Here is a 17,524-nt window from a genome sequence, read left to right on the forward strand (position 1 = left end):
GCGCCAGCGCTCCTCCGCAACGCCAACTGCTCTCCTGGTTACCCATTTCAGTGAATGATCATTAGCTGAGTTGGGCCGGAGGCCGGTACCCTTACAGGCAGCGACATTCAACGACGAAAGCGAGCCAGCCATGAATCCAGAGCTGAATACAGCAGAGCGAAACCCGAACGACGTCGTCATCGTCGGCGGGGCCAGAACCCCACAGGGGCGCCTGAACGGGCAGTTAGCCTCCTTCACGGCCGTCGAACTGGGGGCCTTCGCGGTGACCGGTGCACTGGAGAAGTCGGCAGTAGCACCAGGAGAGATCGACGCCGTCATCATGGGCCATGTGGTTCAGGCCGGTTGCGGCCAGAACCCCGCCCGCCAGACCTCCATCAAAGCGGGCATCGGCTGGGACGTGCCCACCGTGACCATCAACAAGGTCTGCCTGTCCGGCCTGACCGCGGTCATCGACGCCGCGCGGCTAATCCGGAGCGGCGAGGCGACCGTCGTCGTCGCCGGCGGTCAGGAGTCAATGACGCGCGGACCGCACCTGCTGCCCGGTGCGCGCCAGGGCTGGACCTACGGAACCATGCCCGCCGTGGATTCGGTCGCCCATGACGGCCTGACCGATGCCTTCGACCAGGAATCGATGGGGTCCTCTACCGAACGGGGCAACAAGAGTCTCGGCATTGAACGTGCTGCACAGGATGAAGTAGCGGCGGCGTCCCACCAGCGGGCTGCGGTAGCGACCGAGTCGGGGGTGTTCGACGACGAGATTGTCCCCGTTCACGTGCCGCAGCGGAAGGGCGACGATGTGGTGATCACCCAGGATGAAGGCGTGCGGCCCAACACCACGGTTGACACCCTCGCCGGTTTGAGGCCTGCCTTCGACAAGGAAGGTTCCATCACGGCGGGCAACTCCTCCCCTTTATCCGACGGAGCAGCAGCACTGGTGCTTACCTCGCGCGCGCACGCTGAAGAGCGGGGCTTGAAGATATTCGCCGTCGTCGGCAAGCCTGGCCAGGTTGCCGGTCCGGACAACTCATTGCACTCCCAGCCCTCCCGCGCCATTGCCCAGGCGCTTGACCGTGCAGGATGGTCAGCGAGCGATCTCGACTTCATCGAAATCAACGAAGCGTTCGGGTCGGTTGCATGCCAGTCCCTCAAGGACCTCGACATCCCGCTCGACAAGTGCAACCTGCACGGCGGGGCCATTGCGCTTGGCCATCCCATTGGAGCATCCGGTGCCCGGCTTGCCCTGCACGCCGCTCTTGAGCTTGACCGCCGTGACGGCGGTAAGGCAGCGGTTTCCCTCTGCGGAGGCGGCGGTCAGGGTGAGGCCCTGCTGCTCTACCGCGACTGACCTCGGCGCGCCACCAAACGCAAAACAGCCCCGGAACCAATCGGTTCCGGGGCTGTTTTTTGATCTCGAAAAGGTTCGAGGAACTTACTTGAGGCTGACAGTGGCGCCGGCGGCCTCGAGGGCCTCCTTGGCCTTCTCTGCCGCTTCCTTGGTAGCGCCTTCGAGGACAGCCTTGGGTGCGCTATCGACCACATCTTTGGCTTCCTTGAGGCCAAGTGAGGTGAGGGCGCGAACTTCCTTGATAACCGCGATCTTCTTGTCGCCGGCTGCTTCGAGGACGACGTCGAAGGAATCCTTCTCTTCCTCAACTTCGCCTGCGCCGCCACCGGCGGGGCCAGCTACAGCAACAGCGGCAGCGGTAACGTCAAAGGTCTCTTCAAACAGCTTTACGAAGTCCGAGAGCTCGATGATGGACAGTTCCTTGAAGGCTTCAATGAGCTCTTCGTTGGTGAGCTTCGCCATGGCAAAAGCATCCTTCCTGATTAGGTGCACGGTGCACCTGGAGATTGGTGGGCGAGAAGGTTAGTTCTCTTCGGGGGCAGCTGCTTCTTCTGCAGCCTCCGCAGGCGCTGCATCCGCTGCTGCGGGTGCTTCCTCTGCGGCGGGAGCTTCGGCGGCTGCCGCAGGTGCAGCGTCCCCGTTCTCCTCCAGTTTGATGCGCAGTGCATCGACGGCGCGGGCAAGCATTGACATAGGCGCCTGAAGGACACCTGCAACACGAGCCAGCTGGAACTCACGCGACTCAAGAGCAGCAAGAGCGGATACCGCCGAAGCGTCGAGGGCCTTGCCCTCGAAGTAACCGGTCTTGATGATGAGCTGTGGGTTGGTCTTCGCGAAATCCGTCAGGCTCTTTGCCGCAGCAACTGCGTCACCCTTGATGAAAGCAATTGCAGTTGGTCCGGCGAGCTGGCCTTCGAACGCGTCGATGCCGGCTTCCTTGGCTGCAATGCCAGTCAGGGTGTTCTTGACAACAGCGTATTTGGTTTCCGCGCCGAGCGAGCGACGCAGTTCCTTGAGCTGTGCAACGGAGAGCCCACGGTATTCGGTTAGGACAGCGGCGGTGGATTCCTTGAAATCAGTGGTGATTTCCTCCACGGCCGAAACCTTTGTTGGCGTTGCCATAACCCTCCTTCCGGGGAATTGGTGCGAGGTCAGCGATTCCAATAAAAATGCCCCGCGCAGATGCACGGGGCTTGACCACAGCCAGGGATAATCCTGAAGAGGGTTGAGCTTCGTTCACCTGCGCTGGCCACCCTTACGGGAACTTTCAGATGCCGCCCTGCCCGCAGAAAAATGCGGTTTGGAATACAGGGTGATCATCGACCGACGGTCTTTGGTTCCTCAAGCGTACGGGATGGGGTTAGTCCCCTCCAAATCAAGAGGATTGGACCAATAGTTTCTGCCACGCCGCCGTGTAACCCACCGGTTCAAAGCCGAGCTCCACGTTCACAGCGAGCATGTGGCGGTTCTCTTCCGCATTCCAAGTGAAGATGCGCTCGGCTTTGGGCCACGCCGAGGCCACGGCAATCAGGTTCTCAGCCTTCAACCACATGCCCAGGCGGTGTCCGCGGTGCGCGGACAGTACCAGCGTGTCTTCCTGGTACACGGTGTCCGGCTTTTCGGCCCGGCATTCCAAAACCGTATGGCCAACCAGCTTCCCGGTTGGCTTATGGAGGACGACCCGAACCAGGCTACTGCCCCCCTCGCGGGCCAGCCGCTCCTCCCCCTCGCGCACCCGCGCACCGTCCCAAACTTCCTCTTCCCAATTCAGCTCACCCATAGGGACGTCTGTGCTCATGGTTTTCCGCAACTGGGCGTACTGGTCGAGCAGCCCGTCAGGACACCGGTCCATCCAGTCGACGACGGCGTAATCCGGCCCGGCCTTCCTGGCCGCCTCCAGAGCGAGGTTCTCCAGCTGAGCACCCCTGCTCGCCAAGAGGACACTCGCGCGATCCACCTGCGCCAGCGTGTAGCCAAAGTGGTTTGCGAATTGGGCGGGAAGGCTTTGCGAGGGGAATGAGCCGGCTCCCGTAGCCGGGACAAGTCCATCCTCCAACGTGTTGAAACCTGCGCGTTGATCCGTCCAGGCCATAACCGTATTACGGCCCTTCGAGGACGCATGGCCCTCGACCGCTGCATACAGCGCCGTGCCGATACCCCGGCGTCGAGCTTCCGGATGTACCAGGACGTAGGCATAGCACGTGTGGAGGTTATCGGTCAGGGGGACATTGACGACGGCCTTCCCGACCACCCGTTCCCCCTCGAAGGCCAGGAAGGTGGTGCGTTCCTCATACTCATTGGGGCGTGCGTTCTCGAAGCGGGTTTCAGCCGAGAAGCTGTGGTCATCGGTGCCCCAGATCTCTCGCTCGATGAGGTTGCTGAGATCTGAGGCCTCAATGAATGGCCGGGCTTCAGGCACCTCAAGGGAGGGCGGAAGCGCGTACCTGACGATGCTGGCAGCGGTGATGGTCATATGGAAAGCATGGCTTAGTGATTGGGAACTGTCAATCACTAAGCCATGATCAGGGCAACTTCTTCGATGCTCGGTTAAACGTGAAGGCGGGCGGAGCGTGAGCTCCACCCGCCTTCCGCTGTGCCATTTGCTTATGCGTCTGCGAGAACCTTGGTGACGTTGGGGTCAACCGAGATGCTCGGACCGAAGGTGGTGCTTACCGTTGCCTTCTGGATGTAGCGGCCCTTGGAAGCGGATGGCTTCAGGCGAAGCACCTCTTCCAGAGCAATCGCGTAGTTCTCAACCAGCTTGGTGGCGTCGAAGGACACCTTGCCGATGATGAAGTGAAGGTTGGAGTGCTTGTCGACCCGGAAGTCGATCTTTCCGCCCTTGATGTCGTTCACGGCCTTGGCCACGTCTGGGGTCACAGTGCCGGTCTTCGGGTTAGGCATCAGGTTACGGGGACCCAGGACCTTGCCCAGGCGACCAACCTTGCCCATGAGGTCAGGGGTTGCAACTGCTGCGTCGAAGTCGACCCAGCCGCCGGCAACCTTCTCGATCATGTCGTCGGAACCAACGAAGTCGGCGCCTGCAGCAATTGCCGCTTCAGCCTTGTCGCCGGTAGCGAAAACAAGAACGCGCTTGGTCTTGCCGGTGCCGTGGGGCAGGTTGACGGTGCCGCGCACCATCTGATCTGCCTTGCGGGGGTCAACGCCGAGGCGGAAAGCCACCTCAACAGTTGCGTCAAACGACGACGGGTTGGTGTCCTTCGCCAGGTTTACTGCCTCGACCGGCGCGTACTGCTTGTCCGCGTCAATCTTGGCGGCAGCTGCCTCATATGCTTTGCTGCGCTTTGCCATCTGCTCTTTCTCCTTATGCAGTTGTGGTCTGCGGACCGCGCTCGGCCCTGCCACAGGCAACCGCCCCAAGGGGCAAATTGCTCTTTTTGATTATGTGTAGTGCGTGTTGGCTTTCGCCAGTTAGCCGACGTGCTTGATTTTCGCCCAACTTGCGGGGCTTACTCCCGGCGGATCCTCGTTCCTCGGCTCCACCGTACGTAAACTCCTCGTTAGCCGACGGTGATGCCCATCGACCGGGCGGTACCCGCGATGATCTTGGCCGCAGCCTGGACATCGTTGGCGTTGAGGTCTTCCATCTTCATGGTGGCGATTTCCTCAACCTGAGCCTGCGTGAGCTTCGCAACCTTGACGGTGTGAGGCGTAGCAGAGCCCTTCTGAACTCCCGCAGCTTTCTTGATCAGCTCAGCAGCCGGCGGGGTCTTGGTGATGAAGGTGAACGAGCGATCCTCGTACACCGTGATTTCCACGGGAACAACGTTTCCGCGCTGTGATTCCGTCGCGGCGTTGTACGCCTTGCAGAATTCCATGATGTTGACACCGTGCTGGCCAAGCGCAGGGCCGATCGGAGGAGCCGGGTTAGCAGCACCTGCGTTGATCTGCAGCTTGATGAGGCCGGTGACCTTTTTCTTAGGGGCCATGAAAGGGTCCTTCTCTTACATTTCGTTCCGCGGGACAGGAGCGTCCCGTGGATGGTGGCCACCATGGCGTGGCGGCCGGCCGTCCTGCCGGGCTAAAGCTCACCCGGCGAGAACGAAAACTTTGGTTGCGTACTACTGGATCTTGGTGACCTGGCTGAACGAGAGCGTTACCGGGGTTTCGCGCTCGAAGATAGAGACGAGCACCACCAGTTGCTGCGATTCCGGCTTGATCTCCGAGATTGAGGCCGGGAGCGTTTCGAACGGACCCTCGTTGACGGTGACGGACTCGCCGATCTCGAAGTTGACCGTTACAGGCGTGGCGTTGGCCTGAGCCTGCTTGCCGCCCTCGGTTCCGGCCTTCACGATGGTGTGCTCCAGCATGGAGAACACTTCATTGAGGCTCAGGGGGACAGGATCATGGGCGTTTCCGACGAATCCGGTGACGCCAGGGGTGTGCCGCACGGCGCCCCAGGACTCATCTGTGAGTTCCATCCGGACCAGGACGTAGCCGGGGATACGCACGCGGTTGACGATCTTCCGCGTGGTGTTCTTGATCTCGACGACCTCTTCCATGGGCACCTGGATCTCGAAGATGTAATCTTCCATGTCCAGGGTCTGGATGCGGGTCTCAAGGTTTGCCTTCACGCGGTTCTCATAACCCGCGTACGAGTGGATGACGTACCAGTCGCCGTCCTGGCGGCGAAGCTTGGCCTTGAAGTCGGCGACCGGGTCAACCTCGGGCTCTGCGTCTTCCGCAAGCTCTCCGTCTACCGCAGGCTCTCCGTCTTCTACAAGCTCTGAATCTTCCGCAGGCTCTGAACCTTCAGCGGACTCTTCGCCATTTTCGGGCGCAACAGCTTCGGCAGGTGCGTCTTCTGCGCCTGCCGTGGTTACCTGATCCTGATCCTCGGTACTCAGATCTTCCTCTTCGGTTTCAATCTGTTGATCGAGTTCTTGCTCGGACACCTAGCTGCCTGCTTTCTGCATTGCTGTACTTGCTCGATACTGCCCTTGAAGTGGGCAGAAGCTAGCTTTCGCCGCCAAAGAGCCACACCGCGCCGGTGCCGAACAGGTAGTCCAAGCCGGTCACGATGAGAATCATGATGATCACGAACACCATGACGGTGATGGTGTACCGCACCAGCTCCCTGCGGGTAGGCACGACCACCTTGCGCAGTTCAGCGACGATCTGACGTACAAAAAGGATGATTCGACCGAAGAACCCGCGCTTGGGCTCCTGGTTGCCGGAGGGGCTTCCCTTGGAGCTACTCTCAGCTGTATCGGTCACCTTCAACCTCATCAATCTTGTAGGTTCCTGAGCGGGCCTCACTGACCAATCACTCTTTGAGCGTTCAACGCCGCACTGCCGCATGCTGTTCATGACGGTGATGCGCAGGGCAGACAGGACTCGAACCTGCAACCTGCGGTTTTGGAGACCGCTGCGCTACCAATTGCGCCACTACCCTTTGGGATGAATTACGCCAGTGCCTAAGGACCCGCCGCAAACTCTTCAGCAGGCATGGGACATCATGGCGATTTCAACACCGAGGATCTAGTCTACGCAATCCGGGACGCAACGTCGAACCGGGCACCGGACCCCGGAAACGCTCATGAAACCAGCAGTCATGTGCCGCGTCCAGGCGGGCATCGCGTGTACCTGAAGCCCTAAGCTGGTGGGGGTCCGAGCTTATTGCCTTGGACACAATCAGTTCTCATACGCGACACATCAGTCCTACCGACGGGAAGACCATGACTGCCGACCTGCCCCTGCCTTCCGCCGCACGCGTTTCCCGGCGGATCGCTTCGATTGCCGAATCAGCCACGCTGGCCGTCGATGCAAAGGCGAAGGCGCTCAAGGCAGCGGGGCGTCCGGTGATTGGATTCGGAGCAGGGGAACCGGACTTCGCCACCCCTGACTACATCGTGGAAGCGGCTATCGCCGCCGCGCGGCAGCCCCGGTTCCACCGATACTCCCCCGCGGGTGGCCTCCCGGAGCTCCGGGACGCGATCGCTGAGAAGACGAGGCGCGATTCGGGTTACCTGGTTGAGCCCTCGCAGGTGCTGGTGACCAACGGCGGCAAGCAGGCTGTCTACCAATCCTTCGCCACCCTGCTTGATCCGGGGGATGAAGTGCTGGTCCCCACGCCGTACTGGACTACCTACCCGGAGGCCATCCGGTTGGCGGGCGGCGTACCCGTCGAGGTCTTCGCTGGACCCGAGCAGTCCTACCTCGTGACTGTGGAGCAGTTGGAGGCCGCCCGCACACCCCGCACAAAGGTGCTGTTGTTCGTGTCGCCCTCCAACCCCACAGGGTCTGTGTACTCCCCTGAGCAGGTGCGCGAAATCGGCGAATGGGCCGCTGCCAACGGCCTGTGGGTCATCACCGACGAAATCTATGAACACCTGACCTACGACGGCGTCCCCTTCACTTCCATTGCCACTGCGGCTCCAGCGCTGGGTGACCGCGTTGTGATCCTGAATGGCGTCGCCAAGACCTACGCGATGACCGGCTGGCGCGTCGGCTGGATGATCGGCCCGAAGGACGTCATCAAGGCAGCAACGAACCTCCAGTCCCACGCAACCTCGAACGTAGCGAACGTCTCCCAGATGGCAGCGCTGGCCGCGGTTTCCGGGCCGCTCACCGCGGTGGAGGAGATGAAGAAGGCTTTCGACCGCCGTCGTCGTGCCATGGTTTCGGCTTTGAACGAGATCGACGGCGTCGAGTGCCCTGTCCCGCACGGCGCGTTTTATGCGTATGCGGATGTGCGCAACCTGCTGGGGCGGCAGATTGCCGGTGCGACGCCAGAGACCTCGACGGAGTTGGCCGCACTGATCCTGGACAAGGTCGAGGTGGCGGTTGTTCCGGGCGAGGCGTTCGGCCCGAGCGGATTCATCCGCCTGTCCTATGCACTCGGTGATGAGGATCTGGCAGAAGGCGTCGGCCGGCTCCAGCAATTCCTCGGATCAGCCCGCTGAGCTCAGTCTCTAAACCTACGCTGGGCCAGCGCCACCTAGAGCAGACGGCGCTCGGCAGCCCAGCGCGTCAGCTCGTGGCGTGAGGAAAGCTGTAGTTTCCGCAGCACGGCCGAGACATGCGTTTCAACCGTCTTGATGGAGATGAACAACTCCTTCGCCACCTCCTTGTAGGAGTACCCGCGGGCGATCAGCCGCATCACCTCGAGTTCGCGTGCCGAGAGCCTGTCCAGCTCGCTGTCCACGGCCGCAACGGCCGCTGTGCCGAAGGCATCGAGCACAAAGCCCGCGAGCCTCGGCGAGAACACCGCATCCCCCGAAGCGACCCTGAGAACGGCGCTCGAGATGTCGGCTCCCGAGATGGTTTTGGTGACGTATCCTCTTGCGCCGGCACGGATGACGGTCACCACATCCTCGGCTGAATCGGAGACGCTGAGCGCAAGGAACTGCGTGGTGTCACGGACCTCCCCGCAGCCTGCGATGACTTCTGCTCCACCGCCGCCGCGCCCGCCGGGCAGATGCACATCGAGCAGCACCACCTGCGGCCGGTGTTCACGGATCACGGCAATGGCTTCCTCCACCGTTGCGGCCTCGGCGACCACGCGCACCCGTCCGTCGAGGTCAGCCTTCAGGCCGGACCGGAAGATCGCGTGATCATCGACGACGACGACACTCACCGGGTCAGTCATTGGTTCTGGTTCCATCTGGTTCGCCTTCCGGCATAGTCAAGTGCACTTCGGTGCCCGTCATCGAACTGCGGATACGCGCTCCGCCGCCGTGCCTTTGCATCCGGTTGATGACCGATTCGCGGATACCGAGCCGGTCTTCCGGAACCGAATCCAGGTCAAAGCCCTCTCCACGATCCCGCACAAACACCTGCGTTGTTCCCTGGCCGGCCTCGAGGTAGACCGAAACGGCGCCGCCCGCGTGCTTGGCTGCGTTCAGCACCGCTTCCCGTGTGGCCTGCACCAGTGCTTCCTGGCGCTGGGTCATAGGCGTATCGCCCACGGAGACGACGTCCACAGGAGGCCCGTAGGCTTCCTCCACCTCGGCCGCAACCGCCTTGATACTGTCGGCCAGGTTTCCCGTCCGCTCGTCGGCATCCGCGTACAACCAACGCCGCAGTTCGCGTTCCTGCGCCCGCGCAAGCCGAACGACGTCCTGCTCCGACCCCGCCCGGTTCTGGATGAGCGCGAGGGTCTGCAGAACGGAATCATGAAGGTGGGCAGCGATCTCAGCACGTTCGGTTTCACGGATACGGCCTGCGCGTTCAGCTTCAAGATCGCGCCAGAACTTCACGCCCCACGGCGCGAGCACCAGCCCAACACCACCGAGCACCGCCCCGGTTGCCAGCAATACCGGCCAGCTGAACTCCCAGGACAGGGAACCCGAGACGAGGATGAGCACACCGACCATCACCAAAAGCAACCCGGCCGCCAGCCGGGCAACGCCTTCGGCGCGGGTGGCCCCGGCGTGGTCCATCAGCCGTGCACGGCGGGCCTCATCAATTTGCGACCAGGCGAGGACAGCCCCGAGCGCCACGGCTGCGACGGGCACCAGCCATCCCCATTGGATGTTCACGCCAAGCTGTTGGGCGACGAAGGCTGCTGCCACCACCAGAAGCCCGACGCCGATGATCACCTCCCGGCGCCCAGCGGCGCGGACAGTACCATCTGGTTCCGGTTCAGTTCCTGCGAGCGCCGGCGTACCCAGCCGAAGCCCTGCCGGCTGGCCTGCGGTGGTCTGCGTCCGCCGTCGTTCCTCAGTGGTCGGTACCAGCAGCCACAGCCAGCCGTACAGAACGAGCCCGGAACCGCCCACAAGGGTCAGTGCCGCCATGCCGATCCGGGCAGCCCGCACCGAAACACCGAGGTGCGCGGCCAGTCCCGCGCAAACGCCGGCTATCACGGCGTTATCGGAGCGCAGGAGCGGAGGTCTCATGCCACAATCCAAACACGCTCAGGGCCCGATGAACCCCAGTATCAGGGTAATCCGGGTACCAGTCAGGGGTTGTTCAGGGTGGGCCCCGATGGCAAGACCTAAGCAGGGGGAACCAAGATGAAGGTATGAACTCGCATGATGACCCTCAATCAACCCCGGGAGAACCGGCCGGAGCAACAAACCCCACTAGGGACCCCGCACCGGTTCCGCCCGAGGCTTCCCGGCCCTCGCCCGGGTTCTTCGGGTGGATCCGCGGCCTAAACCTGGTACGCGGGCAGGACCGCTGGATCGGCGGAGTTGCCACCGGAATCGCTGCGCGGACGGGCCTCGACCCCATCCTGGTGCGGGGAATTTTCGTTGTACTCGCGATCTTCGGAGGTATCGGTCTGCTGGCCTACGGGCTCGCCTGGGCACTGCTCCCCGAGCCGGACGGACGCATCCACGCGGAATCCGCCGGGCGGGGCAGCTGGACTTCCGGAATGACCGGCGCGCTCAGCGTCACCATCCTTGGACTGTGGCGGCCCAACGTGCCGTTCTTCGGTGACACCGGCGGCTTCGGGGGCTTCATCTGGAGCCTGTTCTGGATCGGTGTTGCAGTGTTCATCGTGTACTGGATCTCGAATTCGGCGAACCGGAACAAGGCCGGCGCGGGCAACCCTGCTGCTGGCTCACCTGACATTGGGACTCCCGGGACTCAGATTCCGCATACCACTCAGGCCGGCGCTGCCACGAGTGCCCCTGCGGACACTGCCGGACCCGGAGCTTCCACCATGGCGCACACCGTCCCGCTCGCGTGGGAACAGCGGAACAGTCCCGCCACTGCAGCCATGCCACACGCAATGCCACCCTCCTTTTCCCAGACCCGCCCCCAACCTCGCCCGCCCGTGGTGAAGAGCCCGCCGAAGCCGCCAACGCCACGGCCGTCCGGAGCCGACGTCGCTGTCTTCCTTGGAGGCGCAGTCCTCCTCGCAGGGCTGGTCCTCGCGCTCGATTACCTTCAGGTGCTGCGGCTGGGAGACAGCGTGGTTACCGTCGCGCTGGCGACGGGCGTCGTCGTACTCGGTATCGGCGTCGTGCTGCTGGGACTGCGTGGACGCAGCTCGGGAGTGCTCGGTTTCCTGGCCTCCGTAGGCATCGTTGCGAGCCTGATTGCCAGTGCTTCGCCGACGACCGGACACTGGGTGGTGGCCTCGCAGGGGCACTGGTCAAGCTCGGCCGGAGCACCCGCCGATGACGGTTACACCGTAGTCGCCGGGCAGGGCCGGATAGACCTCACGGAACTTGACGCGCTCACTGAGGACCTCCGTATCCCGGTCAACGCCGCTGCCGGCAATGTAGGCATCCTGATCCCGGAGGACGTACCGGTCGAGGTTCGCTCGATGGTTGCGCTCAGCTCCACCGACACGGTGACCCCGATCGACTCACAGTCGATCGGCGGTATCTGGCAGCCCGGGACCATGTATCTCAACGAGGACGCAGACGGACCAAGCATCATCCTCGACGTGCGTGGCGTAGTCAGCCACATCACGGTCTCGACCAACGAATCAGCACTCGAAGACACCGAAGGCGGGCAGGAACGATGAGTACCCTCCACCCAGCAAGCGGCGGAGCCAGGAGCTCCACCGAAGCCGACGACGCCGGGGCCCCGGTCCGGCCCGGAACCATCATCTGGGGTGTGGTCACCATAGTTATTGGCGCACTGATCCTCATCGGCGAACTCGCGGACATCACGCTGAATCCCGTCGTCGTGGTGATGGCCCTCCTGATCGGGACCGGACTTGCGCTGGTGATTGGCGGCGTCCTGTCCATGACCCGCCGCAACGGGCAGCGGACTGACTGATGCTGCAATCAGTGAGAACCAACAATGACATTCAACAGCGGACATTCAACAGTGACATCCACGCCCCAATAAGAAAGCATGGTCCCATGGAATCCTTCTTCAACGCCCTTCGCTCCTCACCCATCAAGCGCGCTCCAGGCGGCTGGTTCGGTGGCATCGCTTCCGGAATCGCCCAGAAGTTCGGTTGGTCTGCCGGCCTCGTCAGGATCGGCATCCTGCTGAGCTTCCTGCTCCCCTTCATCGGCCTTCCGCTGTACCTGGTGCTGTGGCTTCTGCTGCCCAAGACCGACGGGACCATCGCGCTGGAGAAGATGGTTAGCAACCGGGCGCTCTAACTGCTGAGCCGAACTTCCAAGCCTGAGAGGACGTGTCCACCGACCGGTGGACACGTCCTCTGTCACAGGGCGCTCATCTTCGGGCCTGCTGTAACGGATGTGTCTAGAATCATAGGAGGCTCGAGGAGGCGCCTGACCAAGTCATCCGTCAACTCTTGATTGGAACACCCCTGTATGAAAATCGGCATCCTCACCAGCGGCGGCGATTGCCCAGGCCTCAATGCGGTCATCCGCGGCGCTGTCCTCAACGGCATCAAGTCCCACGACCTCGAGTTTGTCGGCTTCCGTGACGGGTGGCGGGGTGTTGTGGAGGGTGCCATCATCGACCTGCCGCGCCACGCAGTCCGAGGTATCTCCAAGCAGGGCGGCACCATCCTGGGCACCTCCCGCACCAATCCGTTCGACGGCAACGGCGGCCCGGAAGCCATCAAGGAAACGCTGGACAGCCTGGGGATCGACGCGATGATCGCCATCGGCGGAGAAGGCACCCTCGCCGCGGCCAAGCGCCTGACCGATGCCGGCCTCAAGATCGTCGGTGTTCCCAAGACCGTCGACAATGACCTTGATGCCACCGATTACACTTTCGGATTCGACACTGCTGTCCAGATCGCGACCGAAGCCATCGACCGCCTGCGCACCACGGGCGAATCCCACAGCCGCTGCATGGTCGCGGAGGTCATGGGCCGGCACGTTGGTTGGATCGCTCTGCACGCGGGTATGGCCTCGGGGGCCCACGCGATCCTCATCCCCGAGCAGCAGACCTCCATCGAGCAGGTCTGCGAATGGGTCACCGATGCCCGCGACCGTGGACGCGCTCCCCTGGTTGTGGTGGCTGAGGGCTTTGTTCCCGCACACCTCGAACAGGCACATTCCGAACGCGGCATCGACACGTTCGGCCGGCCCCGGCTCGGTGGAATCGCCGATCAACTGGCGCCCGAGATCGAGGCCCGCACCGGCATCGAAACCCGCTCCACAATCCTCGGCCACATCCAGCGCGGCGGCGTCCCCTCTGCCTTCGACCGGGTGCTCGCCACGCGGCTGGGTATGGCCGCCGTCGACTCCGTGGTGGACGGGCTGTGGGGAACCATGGTGTCCCTCAACGGCACCGAGATTGCGCGGGTCGGCTTCGAAGCCGCGCTGGGCAACCTCAAGCGCGTTCCGCAGCACCGCTACGACGAGGCAGCAATCCTCTTCGGCTAGAGCCAGTCCGCTAACGAAAGCCGATATGAATCTGGAACCCGGTACTGTTTCGATCATCCAGCTTGCGTGGTCGCGCCTTTTAGGGTTCGACGACGGCGCCATGGCCACCGGAGGCGGGCGTATCTACCGCGAGGACGACGGCGGTTCCAAGCTCACATTCGTCTCGCTTTTCGGCAAGGAAGCGCTCGTTGGTCCGTCCTGGGCCATCGAGGCAGCGCAGGGTCTCACCGGCGTCGAACTTGCCCGTCACTCCACCCTCCTCGCGCTCAGCCGGCCGCATGGCGGCAGGGCGCTCGGTGAGGCAGTCCTGTACTTCTGCGACACGCTGCCCGTGTTCCCCGATGATGGCCCGCTGGTGAGCAGCGACCCCAGTGACGCCGTCGCGCTCGAACGGCTGTGCCCGCCCGACGACGTCGCAGAGGTGGGGCTCAGCGACATGGAACACAACTGCATCCTCATGGATGACACGCAGGATCCTCCGGTTCCGCTTGCCGGCGCGGGATACGAGGTGTGGTCCGGGATCCTCGCCCACATGGGTGCGCTTACCGCGCCGGAGAAGCGTCAGCACGGGCGCGCCCAGTACGCGGTGTCCGTCGCTGTGGAGGAAGCAATGGCCACGGGCCTGATCCCGCAGTGGCGGGCCCGCAGCGACAACACGGCATCGAAGCGCACTGCGCTGAGCACGGGGTTCGTCCTGGCCGGCACCCAGACGTCAGTGGTGGTGCAGCCCTCTAGCTGAGCAGTTCGAGGATGTCGGGTTTGCCGAACATCCGGGCGGCGTCGCGTGCCGAGGGTGTCCCCGCGTCTGGATCCGCGCCTGCGTCAAGGAGAACGCGCACGACGTCGGGGTAGCCCTTGAAGACGGCTCCCGCGAGGGGTGTCTGCCCGCGGTCGTTCGCGGACTGGGGGTCCGCGCCCCGCGTCAGCAGATCCGCGACCAGCTCAGCGTGTCCGTTGTAGGCGGCCAGCATGAGGAGGCTGTCGCCGGCAGCGTTGGTCATGGTGGCCGGAACCCCGGCGTCAAGGTACCTGCGCAGGGTAGTACCGTCTCCCTCGCGGGCTGCGTCCATGAGGCGGTGTGCCAGCGCAATGGCCTGGTCCGCTGCCCCGTCAGTGGGTTGGTCCGCAGTCATGAGCGTCCGCCCTTCAAAAATCCGGTGGCTCGTCCAACAACCTGGCCGGCGTCGGTAGCCACAATCAATTCTTGCGCGGCGGCATAACGCTCATCCGCGTCCACTACCTCAACCGGGGAGTCGGGATCCACGCTGCGCTTGATCACCGCAAGGCCGACAGCCCCCATCTCATAGTGCTGAGCCACGGAAGTGAGCGTGCCGACGTTCCGTTCCCCGACGACGACGGCGCTTCCCGCCGCGGGCAGGGTGTGCTGGCTGCCGTCGAGCTGGAGGAACACGAGGCGGCGCGGCGGGTGGCCAAGGTTATGCACGCGGGCGACGGTTTCCTGGCCCTTGTAGCAGCCCTTGGCGAGGTGGACGGCGGTGCGCAGCAGGTCCAGTTCGTGGGGGATGGTGCGTTCGTCCGTTTCGACTCCGAGGCGTGGCCTCCAGGCTGCGATGCGAAGCGCTTCCGCTGCCATGATGCCCGCGAGCGGGAGCCCTGCGATGGCACCAAACAAGTCTGCGCGCGGGACCAGGTATTCGATCCACGGCCGCTCATGCCCCGGGTGGGCAGCGGGTTCGACCACGCTGTAGGCGTAGCCGCCGGTAGCGACTTCGGGCCACGGATCCTTCCACGACAGGCATTCGGCGAACTGCTCGACCGGTTGAACTGAGCCGACCGCGGCCCATTGGGCGGAAGCGTCAGTCACCTCGACGCGGAGCATGAACTTCATCCGTTGAAGCCATTCCGCGAGCGGTGCAGCTTCCCAACTTTCGGTCAACAACCAGGTGGTTTCGCCGTCGTCGACCACGCGTGGGCTGAATTCGATACGGCCCTGCACTGTCAGGAGGAGGGTTTCGGTGGACTCTCCCGGCTGCAGGTTGAGCAGCAGCTGGGAGGAAATGGTGTTGAGCCAGGTGAGACGGTCCGGGCCAGAGACGGTGACTACGCCTCGATGTGAAAGATCGACGACAGACTCCCCCCGCGCAAGCGAACGCTGCTCACGAAGCGGGTCACCATAGTGGGCGGCGACCCCCGCATCTGGGGATCCGGCCACAACGGCGCCGGGCAGGGAAAGGAGCGAACTCGAATAGCTCATGCTGATGGAACGTCCCTTCAGGGCGGCGCTATTCCGCCTTCAGTGGTAGCCCGCCGGTCAGGCGGTTTTCTTCAGGATGGCGGAGGCATGCGGCTCGAGCGAGCTGCCGTCCGCAGCGATGTCCCACCGCCAGAAGAGGTCACCATTCACAAGACCGAAGAGCCTGGTTGCGGCGGTGTAATCCTTGGAGTGCTGCCCGCGCATCACGAGGTCCGTGGTGAGCTGGATCTGCGGTCCCTTGATGCTGCCGTAGTAGAGCTCGGCGATGCCGCCCGGGTGCACGATTGTTGCGGTGATGTCGAAGCCGCCGTCCTCGTTCCGGAACTGCTCAACCTCGTCGGCGCTCTTCAGCGCAGGCACAATGTCGGCCGGCGAAAGCCCGGGGCCGACGTCGGCGTCGTTCAGTTTGCGGTCCAGGGCCCAGAAGCCGGTCTCCACCGAGAGCGGGCGGAGCATGGTGCCCTTTTCATCCGTGAGCCAACTCTCCGCCGTGTACTGCACGTACGGCAGGCCGTGCTGGCTGAAGGAGACCCGCTGGTGGAAGTGCTCGGAGTCAGCGGCGCCCTCGCCGAGCCTTCCGGAACCCTCCCAGGTGCCCAGCAGCCAGGAGAGAGGGACGAGCTCAGGCGTCAGATCAGTGGGGATCTCAAAGGACATGGATCAGCGGGTGCTACTTCTGGCCCTTGTAAAGGCGCGTGATGACGAGCGCCGCGAAACCGGCCATTCCCAGGCCCGCGATGACCAGCAGCGTGATGAAGAAAATTTCCAGCGCAAGAAGTGACATGGTTCCATCGTAACGCCACGGGACTGGTCCCTGGGCCCATATGTCAGCTGAGCAGGAGCCTGTCGAGGAAGTAGACAATGGCTCCGATGGCGAGAATCGGCGCGATCCCGACGGACAGGATGGAGACCGTGTTCAACGGCTCGGTCCGGCTGATCGTGAGGCGACGCGCGGCCATGATCACCGCACCGCAAACCGCGCCGATGATGCCGGCGGCCAGGCTCTCGACTTCAGTGAAAATCAACGCGCAAAGAGGGCCGGCGAGGGCAGCGAGTACGACGCCGAGGGGCCCGACAATGCGGTCAGGCCACGGAAGCATCGCGGTGAGGATGGCGACCATGACACTGATGCCCGTGACGAGTGTGACTCCGGAGGTTCCCGCGTTGACTGCCAGCCCCTCGGCAGCGATCCACCCGGCGCCAAGGGCAATCATGAGGAGACCTGCGCTGGCGCCAAGCACTGATTCGAGCCGGTGGCTTTGGCCGGTTCCGCGGATGAGCTGGATCATGAAGATCGCGCCCACCCCGAGGGCTACTGCACCAGGCAACCATCCAAGCGCTGTGCCAACCGGAGCCGTGTACGCAGCAGCGGAGGCCGCCAACGCACTGAGGGCGATTGCGGTTGCCTGGCTCTTGCGTGCGGGCACTCCGAGTACGTGCGGCCAGCCGAAAGAAGCAATAAGGATCAGGACCCCGACGACGGCGGCGGTCAGTGTCGAAGAGACGAAAGAGGCGACCACCAGGACGGCCAGCGTTACCGCCGCCACCAGAGCCGTCATCATCATCCTCACCCCTGCAATACTGCCTTACCCGCCGTCACGGGGCGAAAATCGGTGTGTGAACGTGCGATCGGTGCAGTAAGCGGCGGTGGCGCTCAGCGTGGTCGTGGCTGTTGATTTTCGCCCGCTCCCGCGATGTTACGGAGTGCGGTGCGTCACCACGGCT

At 63.4% G+C, this 17,524-nt stretch carries 20 protein-coding genes and 1 tRNA gene; 7 read left to right on the plus strand and 14 right to left on the minus strand.

Annotated features, from left to right (window positions below; translation table 11 throughout):
- Positions 1–130 precede the first annotated feature (130 nt).
- On the plus strand, positions 131–1,345 hold the full coding sequence (locus ACWA1U_RS16140) for an acetyl-CoA C-acetyltransferase (RefSeq protein ID WP_463723158.1): 1,215 nt from the start codon (positions 131–133) through the stop codon (positions 1,343–1,345).
- Between the two features lie 84 nt (positions 1,346–1,429).
- On the opposite strand, the gene rplL is transcribed toward ACWA1U_RS16140, so the two are convergent.
- From rplL to ACWA1U_RS16180, 8 genes are all read right to left on the minus strand, one after another.
- Positions 1,430–1,807: a 50S ribosomal protein L7/L12 gene (gene rplL / locus ACWA1U_RS16145; protein ID WP_463723159.1), complete on the minus strand. Its 378-nt coding sequence runs from the start codon at positions 1,805–1,807 to the stop codon at positions 1,430–1,432.
- A gap of 60 nt (positions 1,808–1,867) precedes the next feature.
- On the minus strand, positions 1,868–2,467 hold the full coding sequence (rplJ, locus tag ACWA1U_RS16150; RefSeq protein WP_463723160.1) for a 50S ribosomal protein L10: 600 nt from the start codon (positions 2,465–2,467) through the stop codon (positions 1,868–1,870).
- A gap of 253 nt (positions 2,468–2,720) precedes the next feature.
- Positions 2,721–3,818 (minus strand): GNAT family N-acetyltransferase, encoded by a 1,098-nt coding sequence (locus tag ACWA1U_RS16155; RefSeq protein WP_463723161.1) that lies wholly within the window; start codon positions 3,816–3,818, stop codon positions 2,721–2,723.
- A 131-nt stretch (positions 3,819–3,949) separates the two neighbouring features.
- Positions 3,950–4,657, minus strand: a complete 708-nt coding sequence (gene rplA, locus ACWA1U_RS16160) for a 50S ribosomal protein L1 (RefSeq protein WP_463723162.1) — start codon at positions 4,655–4,657, stop codon at positions 3,950–3,952.
- A gap of 209 nt (positions 4,658–4,866) precedes the next feature.
- Positions 4,867–5,295 (minus strand): 50S ribosomal protein L11, encoded by a 429-nt coding sequence (rplK, locus tag ACWA1U_RS16165; protein ID WP_463723163.1) that lies wholly within the window; start codon positions 5,293–5,295, stop codon positions 4,867–4,869.
- Between the two features lie 132 nt (positions 5,296–5,427).
- Complete coding sequence (gene nusG, locus ACWA1U_RS16170; protein WP_463723164.1) at positions 5,428–6,261, minus strand: transcription termination/antitermination protein NusG; 834 nt, start codon at positions 6,259–6,261, stop codon at positions 5,428–5,430.
- 61 nt (positions 6,262–6,322) lie between these two features.
- A complete protein-coding gene (secE, locus tag ACWA1U_RS16175) occupies positions 6,323–6,583 on the minus strand; it encodes a preprotein translocase subunit SecE (protein ID WP_463723165.1) in 261 nt (86 codons plus the stop codon).
- A gap of 105 nt (positions 6,584–6,688) precedes the next feature.
- Positions 6,689–6,761: transfer RNA gene (locus tag ACWA1U_RS16180), tRNA-Trp, on the minus strand.
- A 283-nt stretch (positions 6,762–7,044) separates the two neighbouring features.
- Between ACWA1U_RS16180 and ACWA1U_RS16185 the strand changes: the two genes are divergently transcribed.
- Complete coding sequence (locus ACWA1U_RS16185; protein WP_463723166.1) at positions 7,045–8,271, plus strand: pyridoxal phosphate-dependent aminotransferase; 1,227 nt, start codon at positions 7,045–7,047, stop codon at positions 8,269–8,271.
- A gap of 35 nt (positions 8,272–8,306) precedes the next feature.
- Here the strand turns inward: ACWA1U_RS16185 and ACWA1U_RS16190 are convergent, their stop codons facing one another.
- Together ACWA1U_RS16190 and ACWA1U_RS16195 are read right to left on the minus strand one after the other, a co-directional pair.
- Positions 8,307–8,972, minus strand: a complete 666-nt coding sequence (locus ACWA1U_RS16190) for a LuxR C-terminal-related transcriptional regulator (protein WP_463723167.1) — start codon at positions 8,970–8,972, stop codon at positions 8,307–8,309.
- Positions 8,950–10,209 (minus strand): ATP-binding protein, encoded by a 1,260-nt coding sequence (locus ACWA1U_RS16195; RefSeq protein ID WP_463723168.1) that lies wholly within the window; start codon positions 10,207–10,209, stop codon positions 8,950–8,952. The genes ACWA1U_RS16190 and ACWA1U_RS16195 overlap by 23 nt, the downstream gene beginning before the upstream one ends.
- A 125-nt stretch (positions 10,210–10,334) precedes the next feature.
- On the opposite strand from ACWA1U_RS16195, the gene ACWA1U_RS16200 reads away from it, so the two are divergent.
- From ACWA1U_RS16200 to ACWA1U_RS16220, 5 genes are all read left to right on the plus strand, one after another.
- A complete protein-coding gene (locus tag ACWA1U_RS16200; RefSeq protein WP_463723169.1) occupies positions 10,335–11,792 on the plus strand; it encodes a PspC domain-containing protein in 1,458 nt (485 codons plus the stop codon).
- Entirely contained in the window at positions 11,789–12,049 is a 261-nt protein-coding gene (locus tag ACWA1U_RS16205; protein WP_463723170.1) for a hypothetical protein, read from the plus strand. The genes ACWA1U_RS16200 and ACWA1U_RS16205 overlap by 4 nt, the downstream gene beginning before the upstream one ends.
- 86 nt (positions 12,050–12,135) lie before the next feature.
- The gene (locus tag ACWA1U_RS16210) at positions 12,136–12,384 is read left to right on the plus strand and encodes a PspC domain-containing protein (protein ID WP_463723171.1); all 249 of its coding nucleotides are present in this window, start codon (positions 12,136–12,138) and stop codon (positions 12,382–12,384) included.
- A gap of 174 nt (positions 12,385–12,558) precedes the next feature.
- Positions 12,559–13,584, plus strand: coding sequence for a 6-phosphofructokinase (locus ACWA1U_RS16215; protein WP_463723172.1), 1,026 nt, complete (start codon positions 12,559–12,561; stop codon positions 13,582–13,584).
- Positions 13,585–13,609: 25 nt separating this feature from the next.
- On the plus strand, positions 13,610–14,323 hold the full coding sequence (locus ACWA1U_RS16220) for a GNAT family N-acetyltransferase (RefSeq protein ID WP_463723173.1): 714 nt from the start codon (positions 13,610–13,612) through the stop codon (positions 14,321–14,323).
- On the opposite strand, the gene ACWA1U_RS16225 is transcribed toward ACWA1U_RS16220, so the two are convergent.
- The 4 genes from ACWA1U_RS16225 to ACWA1U_RS16240 form a co-directional block, all read right to left on the minus strand.
- Positions 14,316–14,717: an ankyrin repeat domain-containing protein gene (locus ACWA1U_RS16225; RefSeq protein WP_463723174.1), complete on the minus strand. Its 402-nt coding sequence runs from the start codon at positions 14,715–14,717 to the stop codon at positions 14,316–14,318. The genes ACWA1U_RS16220 and ACWA1U_RS16225 overlap by 8 nt on opposite strands.
- Positions 14,714–15,799 (minus strand): CAF17-like 4Fe-4S cluster assembly/insertion protein YgfZ, encoded by a 1,086-nt coding sequence (ygfZ, locus tag ACWA1U_RS16230; RefSeq protein WP_463723175.1) that lies wholly within the window; start codon positions 15,797–15,799, stop codon positions 14,714–14,716. The genes ACWA1U_RS16225 and ygfZ overlap by 4 nt, the downstream gene beginning before the upstream one ends.
- 57 nt (positions 15,800–15,856) lie before the next feature.
- Positions 15,857–16,456 (minus strand): nitrobindin family protein, encoded by a 600-nt coding sequence (locus ACWA1U_RS16235; RefSeq protein WP_463723176.1) that lies wholly within the window; start codon positions 16,454–16,456, stop codon positions 15,857–15,859.
- Positions 16,457–16,626: 170 nt separating this feature from the next.
- Positions 16,627–17,364, minus strand: a complete 738-nt coding sequence (locus ACWA1U_RS16240) for a hypothetical protein (RefSeq protein ID WP_463723177.1) — start codon at positions 17,362–17,364, stop codon at positions 16,627–16,629.
- Positions 17,365–17,524 lie beyond the last annotated feature (160 nt).

Source organism: Arthrobacter sp. TRD_SC_6, from assembly GCF_055361185.1.